Here is a 20,006-nt window from a genome sequence, read left to right as displayed (position 1 = left end):
GTTTGCTGGACGATTTCCTAAACTTCTGTACCCCGTGAAAAAAGTCGGCATTATCTCGCAGGCCCGCATGACCAGCACCCGGCTGCCGGGCAAAGTGCTGCTGCCGGTAGGCGGCCAGCCGCTTCTGCACCACCACGTGGAGCGCCTGCAAGCCAGTGGTTTTCCCCTACACCTGGCCATTACGACCAACGCCACCGACGGCCCGCTGGCTGACTTTGCGGAGGCTCGGCAGCTCGCCTACGTGCGTGGTGATGAGCACGATGTGCTGTCGCGGTACGCTTTGTGCGCGCAGGAGCATGAACTGGATGTGGTGGTACGCGTAACCTCCGACTGCCCCCTTCTGGATGGGGCACTTGTAGGCCACTCGGTTCAGGAGTACCTGCGGGCCAACGATACGCGGCTGTACCTGTCAAACGTGCTGGAGCGCACTTTCCCACGGGGCTTCGACTTTGAAATTTTCTCCCGGGAGCTCCTGGAAGAAGCGGCCCAACACGCCACACTGGCTTCCGACCGCGAGCACGTAACGCCTTACATCCACCAGAACCGCTCGGGAGGGGTGCGGTTTCAGCACGTGCTGCGCTCTGAAAACCGTAGCGCCTACCGCCTCACCGTAGATACTGCTGAGGACTTTGAGCTGATTAGGCGGTTGATAGAAGAGCACGGGGCGGCAGCCTTATCCGCTGATGCGCTGGTTGCCTTGCTCGACCAGCACCCGGAGTTGGTGGCGCTGAACGCCCACGTAGAGCAGAAGAAAATCTAGGCCACTACCGGCGGTTACGGGCGGGCTCCCTACTTTCGGGGCATGGAAACACCTGTTCCGGCCGCTGGAGCGGCTGCATTCGCGCGCATTCCTCGCTTGGTATTTCGGGCCGATGGCAACTCCCGCATAGGCCTAGGCCACGTCATGCGCCTGCTGGCTCTGGCGGAGATGCTGGCTCCACTGGCTGCTGAACTGCTTTTTCTGATTCGGCAGCCTGATCCGGAGTTGGTGCAGCAACTTACTGCCGCGGGCCTTGTGGTGCAGAAGCTGCCGCTTCGGCCGCTGCCCGAAGAAGCCGCCGAGCTGGTGCGGCAGGTGCTACGGCCTACTGACGTGGTGGTGCTGGATGGCTACGACTTCCGCTATGAGTACCAGAACACGGTGCGGGGGGTGGTAGCCCGGCTAGTGTACCTCGACGACCTGCACAGCTTCCCGCTAGCCGCCGACCTCATCCTGAACCCAGCCGGAGGCATCATCCTGAAGCAATATGAGTTGCGCCAGCCCGGCGCGCGCCTGCTTAGTGGGCCCGCGTATACCCCTCTGCGAGCGGCTTTCCGCCAGCCCCAGAAAGTCACCGCGGCTCCCGACCCGAACCAGATTCTGGTGTGCCTCGGCGGCGCCGACCCCACCCACCAAACCCAGCGCGTAACGGCGGCGCTGCTAGACTTGCCCTCGGCCCCGCAGGTGCATGCCGTAGTGGGTAGCGCCTACGCAAGCTGGGACAGCCTACAGTCGTGGGCTCAGGATCAGCCCCGGCTGCTACTGCACCGTAACCTTACGGGGGAGCAGTTGGCCGAACTGATGCGCCAGTGCGGGGCGGCCGTGTGCTCGGCCAGCACCGTGAGCTACGAGTATTGCGCGGCTGGCGGAGGCCTGTTGTTCATCCTGCCAGTGGCCGACAACCAATACGACATAGCCCAGTATCTGCGGCAGGCTGGTCTAGCCCTACCCTACACCTCGGCTTCCAACGTACTGACCTCGCCCGAAGCTGCCCGCATTGCCAGCCAGTTGCAAGAGGCGCAGCGCAGCGTATTCGATGGGCTGACGGCCGAGCGGCTCCGCCAGGAGTTTACCGCGCTGCTGCCGCCGCCCCCACCCTTCTACCTGCGCCCCGTCACGGCTGCTGACTCCGACCAGCTTCTGACCTGGACCAATGAGCCAGCGGTGCGACAGCACTCCTTCAACCCCAACCCCGTAGCCCCCGCCGACCACCGGCAGTGGCTGGCCGCCCGCCTCGCCGATCCGCAGGCCCTGCTCCTGTTGGCCCAGGATGCTGCCACTGGCCTACCTGCCGGCCTGATCCGGTTTGCCGTGGAGGGCGAGGAAGCCACCCTGAGCTATTTGCTGGATGCCCGGTTCCGGGGTCGGGGCTTGGCGGCGCTGCTGCTGCTGGCCGGCACCCGTCATGTTACGGCGCAGTTTCCGCAAGTACGGAGTGTGCTAGGCCACGTGCAGCCAGCCAATGTAGCTTCGGTTAAGGCTTTTGAGCGGGCTGGGTTTTGGCAGTTGCCTGATAAACTTGCAGAGGCAAATGAGGTTACTTTTTGCTGGGCAGCGGCCGGCTCTGCTGCGTGAAGCTTCCGGCGCACTTGTTCCAGCCAACCTGCCCTCAATCAATCCCTGAACCCGACGCATACTTCTAATCCTATAGCCCCGCCTCCCGCGGGGCTTCGTATTTTTGCAGCATGCAGATTTCCATCGGCCCTCGCCCCATTGGCCCCGACCAACCGCCTTTCATCATTGCCGAGCTCAGCGGCAACCATAACCAGGACCTCAACCGGGGCTTGGCCATTATAGATGCCATGGCGGCGGCCGGTGCCCACGCTATCAAGCTCCAGACGTATACCGCCGATACCATGACGCTGCCCGGCGCCTACCGCATCGACGACCCCAACTCCCTGTGGTACGGCCGCGAGCTGCACGAGCTCTACCAGGAGGCCCACACGCCCTGGGAATGGCACAAACCACTGTTCGACCGGGCCCGGGAGCACGGCATGCTGGCCTTTAGCTCGCCTTTTGATGAAACCGCCGTGGATTTCCTGGAAACCCTCGACGTGCCCGCGTACAAAATTGCCTCCTTCGAAAACACCGACTGGCCCCTACTCCGCCGGGTAGCAGCCACCGGCAAGCCCGTAATTATGAGCACCGGCGCCAGCACCTTAGCCGAGGTAGCCGAAGCCGTGCAGGTGCTGCGCGAAGCTGGCTGTAAGGAGCTGATATTGCTGAAGTGCACCAGCACCTACCCCGCCACTCCCCAGAACACTAACCTACGCACGCTGCCACACTTCCAGCAGCTCTTCCCCGACTGCCTCGTGGGCCTCTCCGACCACACCATGGGCGTGGGCGCTGCCGTAGCTGCCGTGGCCCTGGGTGCCTGCGTAGTAGAAAAACACGTGACCCTGCGCCGCGCCGATGGGGGTGTGGATTCCGCCTTCTCCCTGGAGCCGGAAGAAGTAGCCCAACTGGTAACCGAAACCGAACGGGCGTGGCAGGCCCTAGGCCAGGTGCAATACGGCGTGCAGCGGGCCGAGGAAAAAAGCCGCCTCTATAAACGCTCTCTGTATGTAGCCCAGAATATTGCAGCCGGCGATGTGTTCACCAAAGAAAACCTGCGCGTAGTGCGCCCCGGCGACGGTCTGCCACCCCGTTACTACGATCAGCTCCTGGGTAAACCTGCCCGCCAAGATCTGCGCGCCGGCACTCCCCTGACCTGGGAGGCGCTCTAGACCATTACCTGGACCGAAACCAGAAAAAGCCTGTCATGCTGAGCTTGTCAAAGCATAACGTTCTGATTTACTTGTTCAGGACCTGTCAGCTACTGCTTTTACCACCTTCTTTGCTTGACTTGCCATCTTTTGATGCCCGACGTTTCTTCCACTCCCGCCGCCCGCTTGCGCGACATCCTGCAGCTCCGGTTTACGGACCTGTTTACGGGTTTGCCGGCGCACATGCTGGAGCCTATTTCTCCGGCTAGCTCGCTTAAGCGGCTGCTGAAGGTGGCGGGGTACGCGACGCTACGGCTAGTGGGCAACGTGTTTCGGCCGGTGCGTAACGCGGAGGAACTGCGGGGTAAAGTGTGGCTTTATGTGGTGAGTCAGAATAATTACGACTCCCTGCATTTTGTGCGGGAGGCCCGGCCAGATAGCGTGCTGGTGGCGGGGCAAAGCAAGCAGATTGGGCGATACAACCAGCAGGTAAACCGGCTGTCGTTGCGGCGGAAGCTGCTGTACTATGGCCAGCTGCCGGGCGTGCTGCTAGGCCTCTGGCGCACAGAAGGCACAAAGGCGTGGCGGTTTTTCGACTTGGTTTTCAACGCTATTGGCTACTTTGAGGTGTACTGCCGGGCGCTGCGTCATTACCGGCCCCAGGCCATCATCTTCGCCAACGACCACAACGACGACGCCCGAGCCATGCTGCTGGCAGCCCGCGCCTGCGGCGTACCCACCGCCTATGTGCAGCACGCCAGCGTCAGCACCAGCTTCCCGCCGCTGGGGTTTGATTTGAGCTTGCTGGAAGGGCAGGATGCGCTGGATAAGTACCGGCAGTGTGGCCCCGTACACGGCCGCACCGAGCTGGTAGGCATGCCAAAAGCCGATGCCTTTTTAGCTACTAAAAACCAAAACCCCGCCGTGCAGCGCGTAGGCCTGGCCTGCAATACCCTCGATGATACTCAGGCCATTGCCGATGCGCTGGGCCACCTGTTACGCGAGTTTCCGACTATCACGTTCACCTTCCGCCCGCACCCCAGCGATAAGCGCGACTTTTCCTTTCTGCGCCAGCAACACCCGCAGCTGCAGTTTTCCGATGCGCGTCAGCAGAACGTCTTCGAGTTTCTGCTGCAGCAGGATGCCCTTGTCGCCGCCGATACCAGCACCCACCTGGAGGCGACGCTCCTGAACCTGGCCAGCATCTACTACCGCTTTGCCACCCACGGCATCACCGACGATTACTATGGCTACGTTGCTCACGGCCTAGTAGAGCGAGCCAATACCCTCCCGGAACTTACCGAGTTAGTGCGCCGCTACCAGCAGCACAAGCCCCTCGACCTCTACCGCCGCGCCGCCTACTACAATGCCACCCTCGGCACCCCCGACGAAGGCCATAGCCAACAACGCGCCCTCCGCCTCCTCGCCGGCTGGCTCCCCGAACAGGCCTAGAATAGCTCCGCGCCCTCCGCGAAAACTTCTGCGTACCTCTGCGGGAACTGTCGTGTGCTAAACCTGCTATACTTGCGCCACTATGCCCGCTCCCGCTTTCCCGACGCCCCCGCAGCCTATTCCCGCCGAGACCCGACTGGCCTACGTGCTCCGTCACTTCCGGCTGGCCTATGAGAACGTGCCGGACGTTTCTATTGGCTACGCGGACACCCAACCCCAACTACAGATAGCAGGAGGCGCAGGCGAGTTTTTCAACGGAACAAATCCTTATCCCGCAGCCCCCACCATGCGGGAGTGGCTAGGCCAATCGGTGCCGTTTTTCTTTGATGTGGAGCCGCAGAAGCCGTTGCTGGAGTGGTTGCCAAATGGATACGCTATTATCAACGCGGATATAATCTCAGGAGCGTTTTACCTGCTCAGCGGCTGGCAGGAATATTACTCGGAAGAGCGCGACCAGCATGGCCGGTTCCCCTATTCAGCCAGCGTGCAGCGACAGTATGGATTCGTGACAGTACCGGTAGTGAATTACTACTTTGATGTGCTGAAAACGGCCGTGGAGCATATCGTAGGCTACTCCTTACAACCCCGTACCTGGTCAAATGGCGCCAAGTGGGCCGCCTTCATTACCCACGATATCGACAACCTCTACAGCGCCTGGAAAGCACCCACCAAAGCCGCCTTCCAGCGCCGCGACTGGCCTAGCTTGGCCCGGCACCTCTGGCAGCATTTCACTCAGAAGGACGCCTGGGACAACCTAGAGCACGTGAGGCAAACGGTAGCCAGCTATGGCGCTAAAAGCACGTTCTTCTTTCTGCCCGAGCACCGCAAAGCCGCTAATGGCACACCTAATGCCGATTACAAACTGCGTAAGGTGTGGCAAAGTGCAGTAGTTGCAGTCGACAATTCTGAAATTGGCCTGCATGCCAGTTTAGGCACCGACAAATTACATCTGCGATTTAAAAGGGAAGGAGACTTACTGCAACATTTCAAAAAGGGCGATAAAGACTTCGGTGTCCGGTTCCACTATTTAGGTTGGGAACCACGTATCACGCCTACTTTAGTGAGTCTTCATGGACATTCTTATGATTCTACGCTAGGGTTTGCAGAGCACTTTGGCTTCCGGAATTCCTACTGCCTGCCGTTCTATCCATTTAATTTAGGGGCTAGCCCCTTTTCCGCCGAACCTGATCAGGGGAAGTCAGAATTTTCACCCAAAGCACCGGCACTTGTTACTCTAGGGCCTAAAAACTCTATTCAGATGTCTCCCTTCCTCGAAATCCCGCTCAACGTGATGGATGCCACGCTCCATCACCCGCGCTACTTGCAGTTGGTGCCTGAGGAAATCCTATCGGTCCTGACGCCAATGTTCCAGGAAATTGAGCGATTCGGTGGGGTCTGCACGGTACTCTGGCACAACGAGAACTTCGACCCAGCTAATGAGAACACCGGCCCGTACCAGTTCGCCGAAATCATGGAGTACCTTCGCAGCCGCGCTGTGGCGTTTGTCAACGGCTCCGATATTTTAGGTGCACTAGCTAAGCACAAAAGCACGGCATCCTGACGCAGGAAAAATCTTGTTACGTCAGCACGACCTTTCTAGGTAATAAGATCCCTCCTGCGTCAGGATGACGTGCTGTTATCTTTCTCGGCACCCTCACAAATTCACCACTTCACCATTTCACCACTTGGGTATAGTTCAGCGGCAGGGGCTGCGTAACACGGTCATTTCCTACATTGGGCTGGCGCTGGGTTTTGTGAGCACAGCCTTGGTGCTGCCCAATTTTCTAGCGCCCCAGCAACTCGGCGTGACGGCAACGCTGGCTTCGGTTGCCACGCTGTATGCGCAGATTGCCGCCTTTGGCTTTGCCAGCGTCGGCATTCGGTTCTTTCCATATTTCCGCCACCCAGAGTCGGGGCACCGGGGGTTTCTGCCCTTGCTGGTGGGCGTGCCGCTATTGGGGTTTGCTGTGGTTACGGCGCTATATTTTCTAGGAAAGCCCGTGCTGCTGCCCTGGTACGGGCAAGACGCGCCGCTGCTGGCGCCTTACTACACCTGGGGCGCCGTACTGGCCCTGTTTACTATGCTGTACTCGGTGCAGGACGCTTACCTAAAGGCGCTGTACCATACCGCCTTTTCCTCCTTCGTGCAGGATGTGCTGCAGCGGGTCCTCATTATAGCTGGGGCCTTGCTGTTTGGGTTTGGCTTTCTATCATTCCCGAACTACGTGCTGTGGTTTGTAGGCGTAAACGGCACCATTACCTTGCTGCTGACCGCTTACGTAGCAACTATTGGAGAACTGCACTGGCGGCCCACACGGCAGGTACTCACGGTGCGGCCCCTGCGTGAACTGTTGGGCATGGGGGCATTCACCCTGCTCGGGAGCCTGTCGGGTAGCATTATCATGTTTATTGACACGCTCATGGTGGGTGCGCAGGTAAGCGTGGCGGCAGCCGGAATTTACGCAGTGGCGGGCTACATCAGTACCGCCCTAGCTATTCCGGCCCGCTCCCTCAACAAAATAGCCTTCCCTCTGCTCGCCGATTACTGGAAGCAGCAGGACCTGCCCCGCATGGCCGACTTCTACCGCCGTGCCACTCGCCTCAACACGCTGCTGGGCTGCTACCTGGCCTTGGGCATTGGGTTGAATCTGGATTTCATCTACTCCTTGATGCGCAACACCAGCTACGCCGAAGGTACAGTGGTGGTCCTGCTGCTGCTCGGCAGTAAGCTCTTCGATGGCATCACCGGCGTAAATGCCCTGATTGTTATAACCTCCCCCCGTTACCGTTACGACTTGATTTTCAACGTATCGCTGGCCTTGTTGACGGTGGCGTTGAACTGGCTTTTGATACCGCGTCTGGGCATGGTGGGGGCAGCAGTAGCCGCCTGCGTAGCCCAGGTAAGTATCAATGTGGCTCGAACGTGGTTTGTGTGGCATAGTTACCGCATGCAGCCCTTCACCTGGCGCATCCCGCTGATTCTGGGAATTGCCGCCGCGGCGGGTGGTGCGGCCTGGCTCCTTCCAGCGCTATCCTCCCCTTTCCTGACGATGCTGTTGCGCTCCACGGTACTGACGATTTTGTACGGCGGCATAATTCTGCTCACCAACTCGGCGCCCGAAGCCACTGGCGTTTTGCAGAAAATTAGCCGTCGATTTATTCCATAATCTGTCCTAGCACACTGGCACAACGTGAAGCCCTTTTGCTTTTTCAGGAAGCTTTATTCTTGTCAAGTTTCTACATGCAAACCATTGATATATACTTTATCAACATCATTTTAATTTATTGATAATCATGGTTTTAAACATATATACCCTGTATTCATCAACCCAGTTGAAAAACAATTATTGCCCTACATAGTTAGTCCACCCGAATGTCTGGTTTTCCCACCTACGCTTTCCCCATTTTTGCTTTTGACAGCAGCACCAGATCAACTGCTGAAAAAATAAAATTTGGAAGTGTAAAATTTCGACCAGTACATTTGTAGGACCAATTCTTTACCCACAAAAGGATTGTTTTTATACAGAGGCGTGGAGAGACAGGCTCTACGAAGCGCCGGCAACCATCCGTAAGTGCGGAACGGTGCCAAGTCCTGACCATATAAAAACAACAGCACCGTGAACCGCTTCATCAACTCCGCCGATTCTGCCACCTCCACTGCTGTACAGCATGGGTGTTGTGGTATGGCTACTCCCGTCTGTATGGCAGGGGCATGTTGTTGTTGCTAAGGGCCACACTCCTCCTTTTTCCTGGTTTGTAGGCTGATTAAGCTTCTCTGACGTGCGCAAGTGCGCGTCCGGCTGAATCGTCTGCACCCGCCTTTTTCGCCCGGCGAAATTGTGCACCTGTCGCGCCGCGACGATGCCTTACTGCCTGGGCCATTTTCGGCCGGACTGCTGCCCTTACGGTGGCCACTCCTCACTTCTCTTCTTGTTATGTCTGCAGCATCTGCTGCGCCGGCCGTCCTGCCCGTGCTCGACGACCTGCGCCTTCGGCTCACATCTGCTACCGCCCTGGAGCGCTTACGTCTGGTGGCAGAGCACTTCCCCGGCAAAGCCGTCTTCTCTACTTCCTTCGGGCTGGAAGATCAGATTATCAGCCACTTGATTTTCGCGAATGGGCTACCTATCAAGGTATTCACGCTGGACACCGGGCGCAATTTTCAGGAGACCTACTCTATCTGGAATAAGACTCTGCTGAAGTACGAGCAGCCCATTGAGGTGTACTTCCCGCGCCAGGAAAGTGTGCAGGATTTGCTCCTCGCCAAAGGCCCCAACAGCTTCTACGAGAGCGTCGATAACCGCAAGGAGTGCTGCTACATCCGGAAGGTGGAGCCCCTGAACCGGGCCCTGGCAGGGCAGCAGGCCTGGGTTACCGGCATCCGGGCTGAGCAGTCGCAGAACCGGCAAACCATGGATCCCGTGGAGTGGGATGCCGCCCATGAGCTAACCAAAGTTCACCCCCTCTTCGACTGGACCTGGGAGCAAGCCGTGGCCTACGCCCAGGAAAACAGCATTCCGGTAAATCCGCTGCACCAGCAGGGCTTCGTAAGCATTGGCTGCGCCCCCTGCACCCGCGCTATTAAGCCAGGCGAGGATTTCCGGGCCGGCCGCTGGTGGTGGGAAGACCTTTCCGCCAAGGAATGTGGCCTACACGCCACTACCCACCACGATGGCCCCGACCCGGTGGTGGAGCCAGTGCCCGCGGGCTAGACTAGGTGATTTGGCAAAGCTTAGAACGTCCTGCTTGATCTGGCGTCCGCGCAGCCGAAGCATCTCTCCCTCTGGCTAACCAACTGGCCTAGTACAGTAATGAAGCGGCAGAGATGCTTCAGCTGCGCTCAGCATAACAAAGGATTCAAAACAGACTCTTTCTATGAGTACCCCTCATTTCGATTACCTCGACCGGCTGGAAGCCGAAGCTATTCATATCCTGCGGGAAGTGGCGGGCCAGTTTGAGCGTCCCGCCCTGCTGTTTTCGGGCGGCAAAGACTCCATCGTGCTCACGCGGTTGGCCGAAAAAGCCTTTCGCCCCGGCCGTTTCCCTTTCCCGCTGGTGCACGTGGATACCGGTCACAACTTCCCGGAGGTATTGGACTACCGCGATGAGCTGGCCGCCCGCCTCGGCGAAAAGCTTATTGTGCGCAGCGTGGAAGAAACCATTAAGCGCCAGCGCCTGCGGGAGCCGGGCGGCAAGTATCCCAGCCGCAACCCCCTGCAGACTTACACGCTGCTGGAGGTAATCGAGGAGTTTGAGTTCGACGCCTGCATTGGCGGGGCCCGCCGCGACGAGGAAAAGGCCCGCGCCAAGGAGCGCATCTTCTCCGTGCGAGATGAGTTTGGCCAGTGGGACCCCAAGCGCCAGCGCCCCGAGCTCTGGAACGTGTACAACGGCCGCATCCAGAAGGGCGAAAACGTGCGCGTGTTCCCCATTTCTAACTGGACCGAGCTGGACGTGTGGCGCTACATTCAGCGCGAAAACATCCAGCTGCCCGACATCTACTTCGGTCACGAGCGCACCTGCGTGGTGCTGCCCTCGGGCCAGCTCCTAGGCCTCTCCGAGCACCTGCAGCTTGATGACGACGATGAAATTGTGACGCGTCAGGTCCGCTTCCGCACCGTGGGCGACTCTACCTGTACTGCTGCTGTGGAGAGCGACGCCAGCACCGTGGAAGATATTATTCAGGATCTGCTGCTGGCCAAAGTAAGCGAGCGGGGCGCCACCCGCCTCGACGACAACATCTCGGAAGCCGGCATGGAAGACCGCAAGCGCAACGGCTATTTCTAAGTGGTGAAGTTGTGAAAGGTGATGTTGTGAACAGACAACACACTTCACCTAAACGACCAACTCACAATTTCACAACCTCACAATTTCACCTCATGGACTTACTTCGATTTATCACGTGTGGCAGCGTTGACGACGGCAAAAGCACCTTGATTGGGCGTTTGCTTTACGATTCCGAATCAGTATCGCTGGACGTGCTGGCGGCTCTGGAGAAGCGGCAGGCTTCAAACGGCACCGTGGATCTGGCGCTGCTGACCGATGGCCTCCGTGCTGAGCGTGAGCAGGGCATCACGATTGACGTGGCCTACAAGTACTTCACCACGCCCCGCCGCAAGTTCATCATCACCGATGCGCCCGGCCACGTGCAGTACACCCGCAACATGGTAACCGGCGCCAGCAACGCCGACCTAGCCATTGTGCTGGTAGATGCTCGCCAGGGCGTGATTGAGCAGACCCGCCGCCACACGCTGATTGCGGCGCTGCTGGGCATCCGCCACTTCGTGCTGGCCGTGAACAAAATGGATTTGGTAGGCTACGATGAGGCTGTTTTCGCCAAAATTGCCACCGATTACGCCGAGCTCACCAACCATTTCAATCTGCCGGCGGCCGTAGCCATTCCGCTTAGCGCCTTGCAGGGCGATAACGTAGTAACGCATTCTACGCACCTGCCCTGGTACACCGGCCCCAGCCTATTGGAACACCTGGAAAGCGTGCCCGGTACGCTGGAACGATCCGCGGAGCCCCGCTTCCAGGTGCAGTATGTCATTCGGCCCCAAACGGCGGAGCTACCCGATTACCGGGGTTACGCTGGCCAGATTCAAAGCGGCGAATACCGCCGGGGCGACCGGGTACTGGTGCTGCCTTCGGGGCTGGAATCGGAGATTGAAGCGCTGGAAGTCAGCCAGCAGGAAGTAGAAGCGGCGGCGGCACCCCAGGCCGTAGTTATTCGGCTGCGCGATGATGTGGACGTAAGCCGCGGCGACTCTATCGTGCCCCTAGGCCAGCAGCCCACCATTACGCGGGAGCTGGAGGCCACCCTGTGCTGGATGAGTGAACAGCCCCTGTGGCCGGGCCGCAAGCTGCTAGTGCAACATCATTCCACGCTGGTGAAGGCGGCCATTCCGGCTATCCTCTACAAGGTAAACGTGCAAACCTTCGCCAAAGCCGCCGCCGAATCAGCTCAGCTCAACGATATCGTGCGGGTGCGTATCAAAACCGCCCTCCCCTTGGCCGTTGATACTTACCAGGAAAACCGGGTTTCCGGGTCCTTTATTCTGGTGGATGAGCTGAGCGGCGACACCGTGGCGGCTGGCCTTGTCGAAGCCGCCAACTCCGAGTATTTCACCGCGCCGGTAGCGCCACCGGTAGCCTTTTCAATCTAGAAATTAGACGTGAGAGCTTAGAACGGAGAGTCTTTCCAGGCCTATATCCTCTCCGTTCTAAGCTCTCACATCTCAGCTCTACCTTCTATGTCAACCACCAAAACACCCCATCTTACAGTGCTTGGCGCCGGCCCCGGCGACCCGGAGCTGCTCACGCTTAAGGGGGCGCGGGTGCTGGGTGAGGCCGATGTAATCCTCTACGACGCGCTGGCTAACAACGATTTGCTGCAGCACGCCCGCCCCGATGCCCTCACCATTTTCGTGGGCAAGCGCCGGGGCCTCCGCAGCTACAGTCAGGAAGAAATCAACGCCCTGATTGTGGAATATGCTCATCAATACGGACATGTAGTGCGCTTGAAGGGCGGCGACCCGTTTGTGTTTGGCCGCGGCCGCGAAGAAATGCTCTACGCTGAGCAGCATGGCCTAGCCACTGATTACGTGCCCGGTATTAGTAGCGCCGTGGCAGCAGCAGGCAGCGTGGGCATTCCCGTAACACACCGCGGCGCTAGTGAAGGCTTCCGGGTGATTACAGCCACTACTGCCACCGGTGAGCTGTCCGCAAGCGTAGCCGAGGCCGCCCGCTCCCGCTCTACCACCGTCATTCTGATGGGCCTGGGGGAGCTGAACCGCATTGTAGCCCTCTATACTCAACACGGCCAAGCCGATACGCCGGCGGCTATTGTGCAAAACGGCACCCTGCCTACGGCTCGCTTCGTGGCTGGCCCGGTAGCCCAGTTGCCAGCCCTGGCCAAGCAGGCTGGTATTGGGGCGCCGGCCATTATTCTGGTAGGCGAAGTGACCCGCTTAGCCACTGCTGAAAACCTGACGGGGACACTGCCAACCGATGTTTTCGCTCTGCTGCCGGCCTACGCCGAAGTTGCCTAACCTTTTTGCGCTCGTCGCGCCGCTTTTTCCTGTTCCATGACCACTGCTCCTTCCCCTATTCTTCCCATTGGCTTCGATGAGGCCACACTTCAGCAGCTGACGGCCGGGCTTACCGAGCAGCAGCTGCTCTGGCTGAGCGGCTACCTCTACGGGCGGGCCGCGGCGGGTCAGCCGGCGCCGGCCACTCAGCCGGGCGCGGCAGTTGCCGCCACCGCTCCGGCTGGCCCGGCTCAGCTTACTATTCTGTACGGCTCCCAGACCGGCAATAGCAAGAAGGCCGCAACCATTACGGCGGAAATAGCGCGCCAGAAAGGCCTGACCGCCACGGTGCGCGACATGAACGACTACCCCACTAGGGATCTTAAAACCGAGCAGCAACTGCTGGTGGTAGTGAGCACCCAGGGCGAAGGCGACCCACCCATTGCGGCCGAGGAGCTGCATCAGTTTCTGCTGAGCGCCCGGGCCCCCAAGCTGCCGGAGCTGCAGTACGCCGTCCTGGCGCTCGGTGATAAAAGCTACCTGCAGTTCTGCCAGACCGGCTTTGAGTTCGACCAGCGCCTGGCTGAGCTGGGTGGTAAGCGCCTGCTGGAGCGCGTAGACTGCGACGTGGAGTTTGAGGACGAAACCCGCAAGTGGGCCGCCCAGGTACTGGAAGTTCTAGCAAAGTCGGCCTCAGCAGCACCAGCGCCGGTAGCAGTAGCCGCCGCGCCGGCGGCGCTGTCTGGGGTGCTGCCGGGTGGCCTAACCGCACCGGCTGCGGTGGCCTACACTAGCCGTAACCCATTTCAGGCGCCGTTGCTGGAGAAAATCCAGCTCAATGGCCGCGGCTCCACGAAGGAAACCTACCACCTGGAATTTTCGCTGGAAGGCTCCGGCATTCAGTACGAAGCCGGCGACGCCCTGATGGTGCAGCCCACGAACCGCCCCGCCCTGGTGGAGGAAGTGTTGCAGGCTGCTCACCTGAACGCCAGCGCCCCCGTGCGCCTGGAAAGCACCGAGCTGGACCTGACCAGCGTCCTGACCGAGCATCTGGAATTATCCGTAGTGACGCGCGACGTGCTGGAGCGCTACGCCGCCCTGGCTCCGCAGCATGGCCGTTTGCGCGAAATTCTGGCTGATAAAGCGCAACTGCCAGCCTACCTCTACGGCCGCGATGTGGCGGACCTGCTCACCGAGTTTCCGGTGGAGCTTTCAGGGCAGCAGTTGGCGGCGGTGCTCCGGCCCCTGCCCGCCCGCGCGTACTCCATTGCCAGTAGCTTGCTTGCCCACCCTGAGGAAGTGCACCTAACCGTGGGCGCCGTGCGGTACCAGGCCTACGGCCGCGACAAGCACGGCGCTTGCTCGGTGTACCAGGCCGACCACCTCAACCTGGGCGACACCGCCCGCGTGTGGGTTGACCGCAACGAGTACTTCAAGCTGCCCCAGGATGGCGCCACCGATATCATCATGGTGGGCGCCGGCACGGGCGTAGCTCCGTTCCGGGCTTTCGTGGAAGAGCGGGCCGAAACGGGAGCAGCGGGCCGCAACTGGCTGGTGTTCGGCAACCCCCACTTCACCACCGACTTCCTGTATCAGACGGAGTGGCAGCAGCACCTGAAAAAAGGCACGCTGGACCGCCTCGACGTGGCTTTCTCCCGCGACCAGGAGCAGAAAGTATACATCCAGCACCGCCTGCTGGAGCAGGGCCGCCGCCTCTACGACCAGCTCGAAAACGGCGCCTACTTCTACGTATGCGGTGACAAAACCCGCATGGCCGCCGATGTGCAGCGCGCTCTGCTCACCGTCATCGGGCAGGAAAGTGGCCTAGGCGAAGAGTATGCCGCTGAGTACCTAAAGAAGCTGAAGAAGTCGCGCCGCTTTTTGGAAGACGTGTACTAGGCTACTAAAAGGCCATTAAACACTGTAGAGACGCAACATTTTGTGTCTCGTAGTTGAACGACCCACTGCAGAATGACTGGTCTAAAATGATGCAGACTAAACAACATCAGCAATGACGAGTCGCAAAATATTGCGCCTCTACACTCCGCCGTCAGCACGCGAGATGTCTCGACTCCGCTCGACGTGACGAACCTTAACCAACCTACTCCATACCAATTAGATGCGTGTCCTGATAAAGCGATGTTGCTGCTGCTGGTAGCCGCCGGTTGAGCGGCTCCTGCGCCCTCATCCACTGGCCTACGGCCCCGCCAACTGCACATCCTTTACTCCAAAACACCTTCTATATGCTGAAGCAGTACTATGCTTCTTTCTGGTTGCTCCTGCTCTTGTTGTTCGTGAGCATCCTGTCGGCTAACGCCCAAGAACCCTTAATCTCCATTAGCGGTACCGTGCGCGACAACACCAACCAACAGCCCCTGCCGGGCGTGAGCATCAGCGTGAAAGGTGGGGCCGTGGGTACGCTGAGTGAGGCCGATGGCACGTTTGCCCTGCAGGCGAAGCTGCGGTTTCCGTTTACGCTGGTGTTTAACTTTATCGGCTACGAATCACGGGAGCTGGAAATTGCCAGCGGCAGCCAGCCCATTGCCGTGAAGCTGGAGTCGAAGGCAGTGCTGGTGAACGAGGTGGTGGTATCGGCTTCGAGGGTAGATGAGAGCCGCCTGAAGTCGCCGGTGGCTATTGAGAAGCTCGACATTCGAGCCATCAAAGAAACGCCTGCGCCTAGCTTTTACGATGCCCTTGGAAATGTAAAAGGCGTGCAGATGACCACCAGTTCACTCACGTTTAAAGTGCCCAATACGCGCGGCTTCAATACCCCCAACAACTTCCGTTTCATGCAGCTCGTGGATGGTGTGGATATGCAGGCCGCCACCCTGGGCGTGCCGCTGGGCAACGCCATTGGGCCGACGGAGCTGGATATTGCCAGCGTGGAAATTACGCCCGGTGCGGCGTCGGCGCTGTATGGCATGAACGCCATCAACGGCATGGCCAACCTCACTACCAAAAGCCCTTTCAGCTACCAGGGTCTGAGCGTGTACCAAAAGGTAGGCGTGAACCACGTAGATGGCAAAGACCGCGACCCGAGTGCCCTCACCGAAACGGCCGTGCGCTGGGCGCAGGTGGTGGGCCCGGCACAGCGACTGGCCTACAAAGTTAACCTGAGCTACCTGCGCGGCACCGACTGGCTGGCCAATACTCAAACCGACCAGAACCCACAAACAGCGGCCTCGGCCAACCCTCGCTTCTCGGAGCTGAGCGGTGCCAACAACCCCGCCGCCGACCTCTGGAACCGCTACGGCGACGACAACGCCGGCAACGTGTCCATCACAATTCCTTATAACGGCCGCAACGAGACGTTCAACGTGCGCCGCACGGGCTACTACGAGCGTGATTTGGTAAACCCCATCGTGCGCAACATCAAGGCCGATGCCAGTCTGCACTACAAGCTCACGGAAAAGCTGGAACTGAGCTACGGCTACCGGTTTGGGCTGATGGATGGCGTATTCCAGCGCGGTAATAAGATTCAGCTAGACGGCGTAACGGTGCAAAACCACAAAATAGAGCTGAAGGGCGAGGATTTTACGGCCCGCGCCTATATGCTTATCGAGAATACCGGCGACTCCTACAACCTCAACCCACTGGCCCTAAACCTTGATCTGCAAAACGGCTCCAATGCCGCCTGGGGCACCAAGTTCCGGACGGAGCTGCAGAGCCAGCTAAGCGCAGGCAGTGGGCTAGCAGCCGCCATGCAGCAGGCCCGCGTGGTGGCCGATGCTGGTCGGGCCATTCCAGGAACTCCGGCCTTCGATGCGCTCAAAAACCAGATTGTGCACACCAACAACTGGGACAGCGGCGTGAACGTGCCGGGCGCCCCCATCCCCGGTGGCGCGGCCCTCACGCAGCAAAGCCGCACTTACCACACCGAGGGCATCTGGAACATCGGGCAGCGCGTGAAGTTTGCCGATGTAGTGATTGGCGCTGATGCCCGCCTGTACGAGGTGATTCCGGACGGCAACAACTTCGTGGATTTCAGTAGGCCACTTGCGGAGCGCACCACGCCCGGCGGCGACAACCAATACTACAAGAAAGTTGGCGGCTTCGCCCAGGCTACCCGCCTGCTGCTCAACAACAAGCTTAAGCTGACCGTCTCCCTGCGCGCCGACTATAACCCGGAGTTTGACCCCAAGCTGAACCCACGGGTAGCCGCAGTATATACGCTGGCCGACAAGCACAACTTCCGGGCTTCGTACCAGAACGGCTGGCGTTTCCCGTCTCTGTTTGAGGCGCTGTCGTTTGTGAACAACGGCAACGTGCGCCGCGTGGGTGGCCTAGCCCGCGTGAACGAAGGCCTGAACTACCTCGACAACTCTTATACGCTGGCGTCCATCACCACTTTCAATGCTGCCGTAAATGCCTACGTAGCCGCCAACGCAGGTACCACGGCTTCGCAGGCTGCCTTGCGCCCCGAAATTTGCTACTTGCTGAAAGTGGGTAACCTGCCCACGGAGCAGCCTGAGCAGATTAATGCCTACGAGGTGGGCTACCGCAGTGTGCTGTTCGATAACCGCGTGTCGATTGATGCTGATGCGTACTACAATGTGTACTCCGGTTTCCTAGGCCAGGTAGAAGTGAGCGTGCCCAAGAATGCAGCAGGCCAGCAAGTAACCGTGGGCTCTGATGATGCTGTGCTGGCAGCCCTCAACACCAACCGCGGTGCCCGCCAGGACCGCTACCGCGTGTATACCAACGCCCTCAACAACTACCACAGCTACGGCTCTACGCTGGGCATTACCTACAACTTCTACGAGAAATTCACCTTCGGCGGCAACGTCAATTACAACGCCCTCTCGGCCAACAAGCAGTCCGACATTTTTGTGACGGGCTTCAACACGCCGCATTGGGCCACTAACCTGTCGTTTGGCAACCGCGAGGTGGTGCGCAATGTGGGCTTCAACGTGGTATGGCGCCACCAAAGCACTTTCTACTGGGAAAGCCCTCTGGCCAACGGCCGCGTGCCCGCCTACCAGACTATTGATGCCCAGGTGAACGTGCGCATCCCCACCCTGAAATCAACCCTCAAAATGGGCAGTGCCAACCTGCTCAACAACCGCTACATCCAATACGCCGCCGGCCCCACCATCGGGGGCCTCTACTACGTGGCATTGACTTTTGACAACACTGTTTTACACTAACTAACTCCTCACCCCAACCCCTCCCCTCCGGGAGAGGCTCTAGTGCCAGAGCTCTTGTTTCTGGTTAACTAAGGCTAAAGCCCCCTCTCCCGGAGGAGAGGGGTTGGGGTGGGGTCACCTACATGGCTGATACCCAAAAACTTTCCGAAGTAGAACACGTCAAGGATGCCAGCAACTACCTGCGCGGCACCTTGGCTGAGAGCATCGTGGCACCGCTCACCGGTGCCCTCAACCCCGACGATACTCACCTCATCAAATTCCACGGCTCCTACCAGCAAACCGACCGCGACCTGGACAGTGAGCGGAAGCGCCAGAAGCTGGAGCCCCTTTACTCCCTCATGATTCGGGTGCGCGTGCCCGGCGGCGTGGCCTCCGCGGCCCAGTGGGAACGGATGGATGCCTTGGCCGACCAGTACGGCAACGGCACCCTCAAGCTTACCACCCGCCAGGCCTTTCAGCTGCATGGCGTGCTCAAGCGCAACCTTAAAAAGACCATTCAAGGCTTTAATGCCGTACTGTTGGACAGCATTTCGGGGTGCGGCGACGTGAACCGCAACGTGATGTTTAACCCCAACCCGCACCAAAGCAAGGTGCACGAGGAGGTGTATGAAATCACAAAAGCCATTGGCGCCCACCTCACGCCGCGCACCTCGGCGTACTGGGAGCTGTGGCTGGATGGCGAACCGGAGTACAGCAGCGTGCCCAATGAGGGCGAAGGTGACTTCGAGCCGATTTATGGTAAGACTTACCTGCCCCGTAAGTTCAAGATTGCGCTGGCCGTGCCGCCCCACAACGACACCGACATCTTCGCCAACGACCTCGGACTGATTGCCATTGAAGACCAGGGCCGGCTGCTGGGCTTCAACGTGGCGGTTGGTGGTGGCATGGGCATGACCTTCGGGATGCCCGAAACCTACCCGCGCCTTGGCGACCTCATCGGCTACGTGCCCGCCGATAAGGTGGTGGATGTGTGCGAGAAGGTGGTAACCATTCAGCGCGACTGGGGCAACCGCGAAAACCGCAAGTTCTCGCGCCTCAAATACACCCTCGACCGGGTAGGCCTCGACGTGTTCAAGCAGGAGCTCAACCAGCGCCTGGGCTTCGACCTGGAGCCCGCCCGCGCCTACGAGTTCAAGAGCTCCGGCGACGCTTTCGGCTGGACTACTGGCCCCGATGGCGCCCAGCACCTGACCTTATTTGTGGAAGGTGGCCGCATTGCCGACCGCCCCGGCCAGGAGCTGAAAACTGCCCTGCGCGAAATTTCCCGTTTCCATACCGGCGACTTCCGCCTTACCGGCAACCAGAACCTCATTCTGGCCAACGTGGCTCCTGAGCACAAGCTGTTGGTGCAGACTACGCTGGCCGCGCACGGCATCCAGACGGAGGCGGCCCACTACTCGGGCCTGCGCCGGGGGGCGCTGGCCTGCGTGGCCCTCAATACCTGCTCCCTGGCCTTCGCGGAGGCAGAGCGCTACATTCCACAGCTCATTGACCGCCTCGATGGGGTACTGGCGGAGCTAGGCCTGTTGCAGGACGATATTATCATTCGGATGACCGGCTGCCCCAACGGCTGTGCCCGCCCATACCTGGGCGAGATTGGGCTGGTAGGCCGGGCCGTGGGCCGCTACAACCTCTACCTGGGGGCCGGCTTCAACGGGGAGCGAATGAACAAGCTCTACAAGGAGATGTTGGACGAAGACGGCATTGTGGAAACCCTCACGCCCCTGCTCCAAGACTACGCCCAACACCGCCAGCCGCAGGAGCGGTTCGGTGACTTTGTCATTCGGCAGGGCTACGTGCAGCCGACTACCCACGGGCTGAATTTCCACGTCTAGGCCTATCCTGGCGCTCAGCTGACGCACTATCCTGACCACCGAACTCCGCCTTAAGCACAAATAAATCAGTGCTT

At 59.5% G+C, this 20,006-nt stretch carries 13 protein-coding genes and 1 riboswitch; all 13 genes read left to right on the top strand.

The features are described 5' to 3' along the window. The first annotated feature begins 34 nt into the window (after nucleotides 1-34). The 13 genes from HMJ29_RS15475 to HMJ29_RS15415 all read left to right on the top strand — a co-directional run bounded on the left by HMJ29_RS15475 (nucleotide 35) and on the right by HMJ29_RS15415 (nucleotide 19,932). The gene (locus HMJ29_RS15475; protein WP_216634065.1) at nucleotides 35-760 is read left to right on the top strand and encodes a cytidylyltransferase domain-containing protein; all 726 of its coding nucleotides are present in this window, start codon (nucleotides 35-37) and stop codon (nucleotides 758-760) included. 42 nt (nucleotides 761-802) lie between these two features. Next, nucleotides 803-2,335, top strand: coding sequence for a UDP-2,4-diacetamido-2,4,6-trideoxy-beta-L-altropyranose hydrolase (gene pseG, locus HMJ29_RS15470; protein ID WP_171592336.1), 1,533 nt, complete (start codon nucleotides 803-805; stop codon nucleotides 2,333-2,335). 110 nt (nucleotides 2,336-2,445) lie between these two features. After that, a complete protein-coding gene (gene pseI, locus HMJ29_RS15465) occupies nucleotides 2,446-3,486 on the top strand; it encodes a pseudaminic acid synthase (RefSeq protein WP_171592335.1) in 1,041 nt (346 codons plus the stop codon). 132 nt (nucleotides 3,487-3,618) lie between these two features. Beyond that, entirely contained in the window at nucleotides 3,619-4,917 is a 1,299-nt protein-coding gene (locus HMJ29_RS15460) for a glycosyltransferase family protein (RefSeq protein WP_171592334.1), read from the top strand. Between the two features lie 82 nt (nucleotides 4,918-4,999). After that, nucleotides 5,000-6,478, top strand: a complete 1,479-nt coding sequence (locus HMJ29_RS15455) for a DUF7033 domain-containing protein (protein WP_171592333.1) — start codon at nucleotides 5,000-5,002, stop codon at nucleotides 6,476-6,478. A 124-nt stretch (nucleotides 6,479-6,602) separates the two neighbouring features. After that, nucleotides 6,603-8,084: a lipopolysaccharide biosynthesis protein gene (locus tag HMJ29_RS15450; RefSeq protein WP_171592332.1), complete on the top strand. Its 1,482-nt coding sequence runs from the start codon at nucleotides 6,603-6,605 to the stop codon at nucleotides 8,082-8,084. A 348-nt stretch (nucleotides 8,085-8,432) separates the two neighbouring features. Next, a riboswitch (SAM riboswitch) is annotated at nucleotides 8,433-8,524 on the top strand. A gap of 328 nt (nucleotides 8,525-8,852) precedes the next feature. Next, nucleotides 8,853-9,629, top strand: coding sequence for a phosphoadenylyl-sulfate reductase (locus HMJ29_RS15445; RefSeq protein ID WP_171592331.1), 777 nt, complete (start codon nucleotides 8,853-8,855; stop codon nucleotides 9,627-9,629). Between the two features lie 163 nt (nucleotides 9,630-9,792). Then, complete coding sequence (gene cysD / locus HMJ29_RS15440; RefSeq protein WP_171592330.1) at nucleotides 9,793-10,704, top strand: sulfate adenylyltransferase subunit CysD; 912 nt, start codon at nucleotides 9,793-9,795, stop codon at nucleotides 10,702-10,704. A gap of 92 nt (nucleotides 10,705-10,796) precedes the next feature. Next, nucleotides 10,797-12,083 (top strand): sulfate adenylyltransferase subunit 1, encoded by a 1,287-nt coding sequence (locus tag HMJ29_RS15435; RefSeq protein ID WP_171592329.1) that lies wholly within the window; start codon nucleotides 10,797-10,799, stop codon nucleotides 12,081-12,083. A gap of 87 nt (nucleotides 12,084-12,170) precedes the next feature. Beyond that, a complete protein-coding gene (gene cobA / locus HMJ29_RS15430) occupies nucleotides 12,171-12,968 on the top strand; it encodes a uroporphyrinogen-III C-methyltransferase (protein ID WP_171592328.1) in 798 nt (265 codons plus the stop codon). A gap of 36 nt (nucleotides 12,969-13,004) precedes the next feature. Beyond that, entirely contained in the window at nucleotides 13,005-14,846 is a 1,842-nt protein-coding gene (locus tag HMJ29_RS15425) for an assimilatory sulfite reductase (NADPH) flavoprotein subunit (RefSeq protein ID WP_171592327.1), read from the top strand. Nucleotides 14,847-15,190: 344 nt separating this feature from the next. Further along, entirely contained in the window at nucleotides 15,191-18,097 is a 2,907-nt protein-coding gene (locus tag HMJ29_RS15420) for a TonB-dependent receptor domain-containing protein (protein ID WP_171592326.1), read from the top strand. Nucleotides 18,098-18,219: 122 nt separating this feature from the next. Beyond that, nucleotides 18,220-19,932 (top strand): NADPH-dependent assimilatory sulfite reductase hemoprotein subunit, encoded by a 1,713-nt coding sequence (locus HMJ29_RS15415; protein ID WP_171592325.1) that lies wholly within the window; start codon nucleotides 18,220-18,222, stop codon nucleotides 19,930-19,932. Nucleotides 19,933-20,006 lie beyond the last annotated feature (74 nt).

The organism is Hymenobacter taeanensis (assembly GCF_013137895.1).
GTDB lineage: Bacteria > Bacteroidota > Bacteroidia > Cytophagales > Hymenobacteraceae > Hymenobacter > Hymenobacter taeanensis.
Note: the sequence above shows the minus strand (reverse complement) of the source record. Positions and strands in the feature narration are given on the sequence as shown.

Coding starts and splice junctions, on each gene's coding strand:
- pseG (WP_171592336.1), top strand. CDS start 803: ATGGAAACACCTGTTCCGGCCGCTGGAGCGGCTGCATTCGCGCGCATT.
- pseI (WP_171592335.1), top strand. CDS start 2,446: ATGCAGATTTCCATCGGCCCTCGCCCCATTGGCCCCGACCAACCGCCT.
- HMJ29_RS15460 (WP_171592334.1), top strand. CDS start 3,619: ATGCCCGACGTTTCTTCCACTCCCGCCGCCCGCTTGCGCGACATCCTG.
- HMJ29_RS15455 (WP_171592333.1), top strand. CDS start 5,000: ATGCCCGCTCCCGCTTTCCCGACGCCCCCGCAGCCTATTCCCGCCGAG.
- HMJ29_RS15445 (WP_171592331.1), top strand. CDS start 8,853: ATGTCTGCAGCATCTGCTGCGCCGGCCGTCCTGCCCGTGCTCGACGAC.
- cysD (WP_171592330.1), top strand. CDS start 9,793: ATGAGTACCCCTCATTTCGATTACCTCGACCGGCTGGAAGCCGAAGCT.
- HMJ29_RS15435 (WP_171592329.1), top strand. CDS start 10,797: ATGGACTTACTTCGATTTATCACGTGTGGCAGCGTTGACGACGGCAAA.
- cobA (WP_171592328.1), top strand. CDS start 12,171: ATGTCAACCACCAAAACACCCCATCTTACAGTGCTTGGCGCCGGCCCC.
- HMJ29_RS15425 (WP_171592327.1), top strand. CDS start 13,005: ATGACCACTGCTCCTTCCCCTATTCTTCCCATTGGCTTCGATGAGGCC.
- HMJ29_RS15420 (WP_171592326.1), top strand. CDS start 15,191: ATGCTGAAGCAGTACTATGCTTCTTTCTGGTTGCTCCTGCTCTTGTTG.
- HMJ29_RS15415 (WP_171592325.1), top strand. CDS start 18,220: ATGGCTGATACCCAAAAACTTTCCGAAGTAGAACACGTCAAGGATGCC.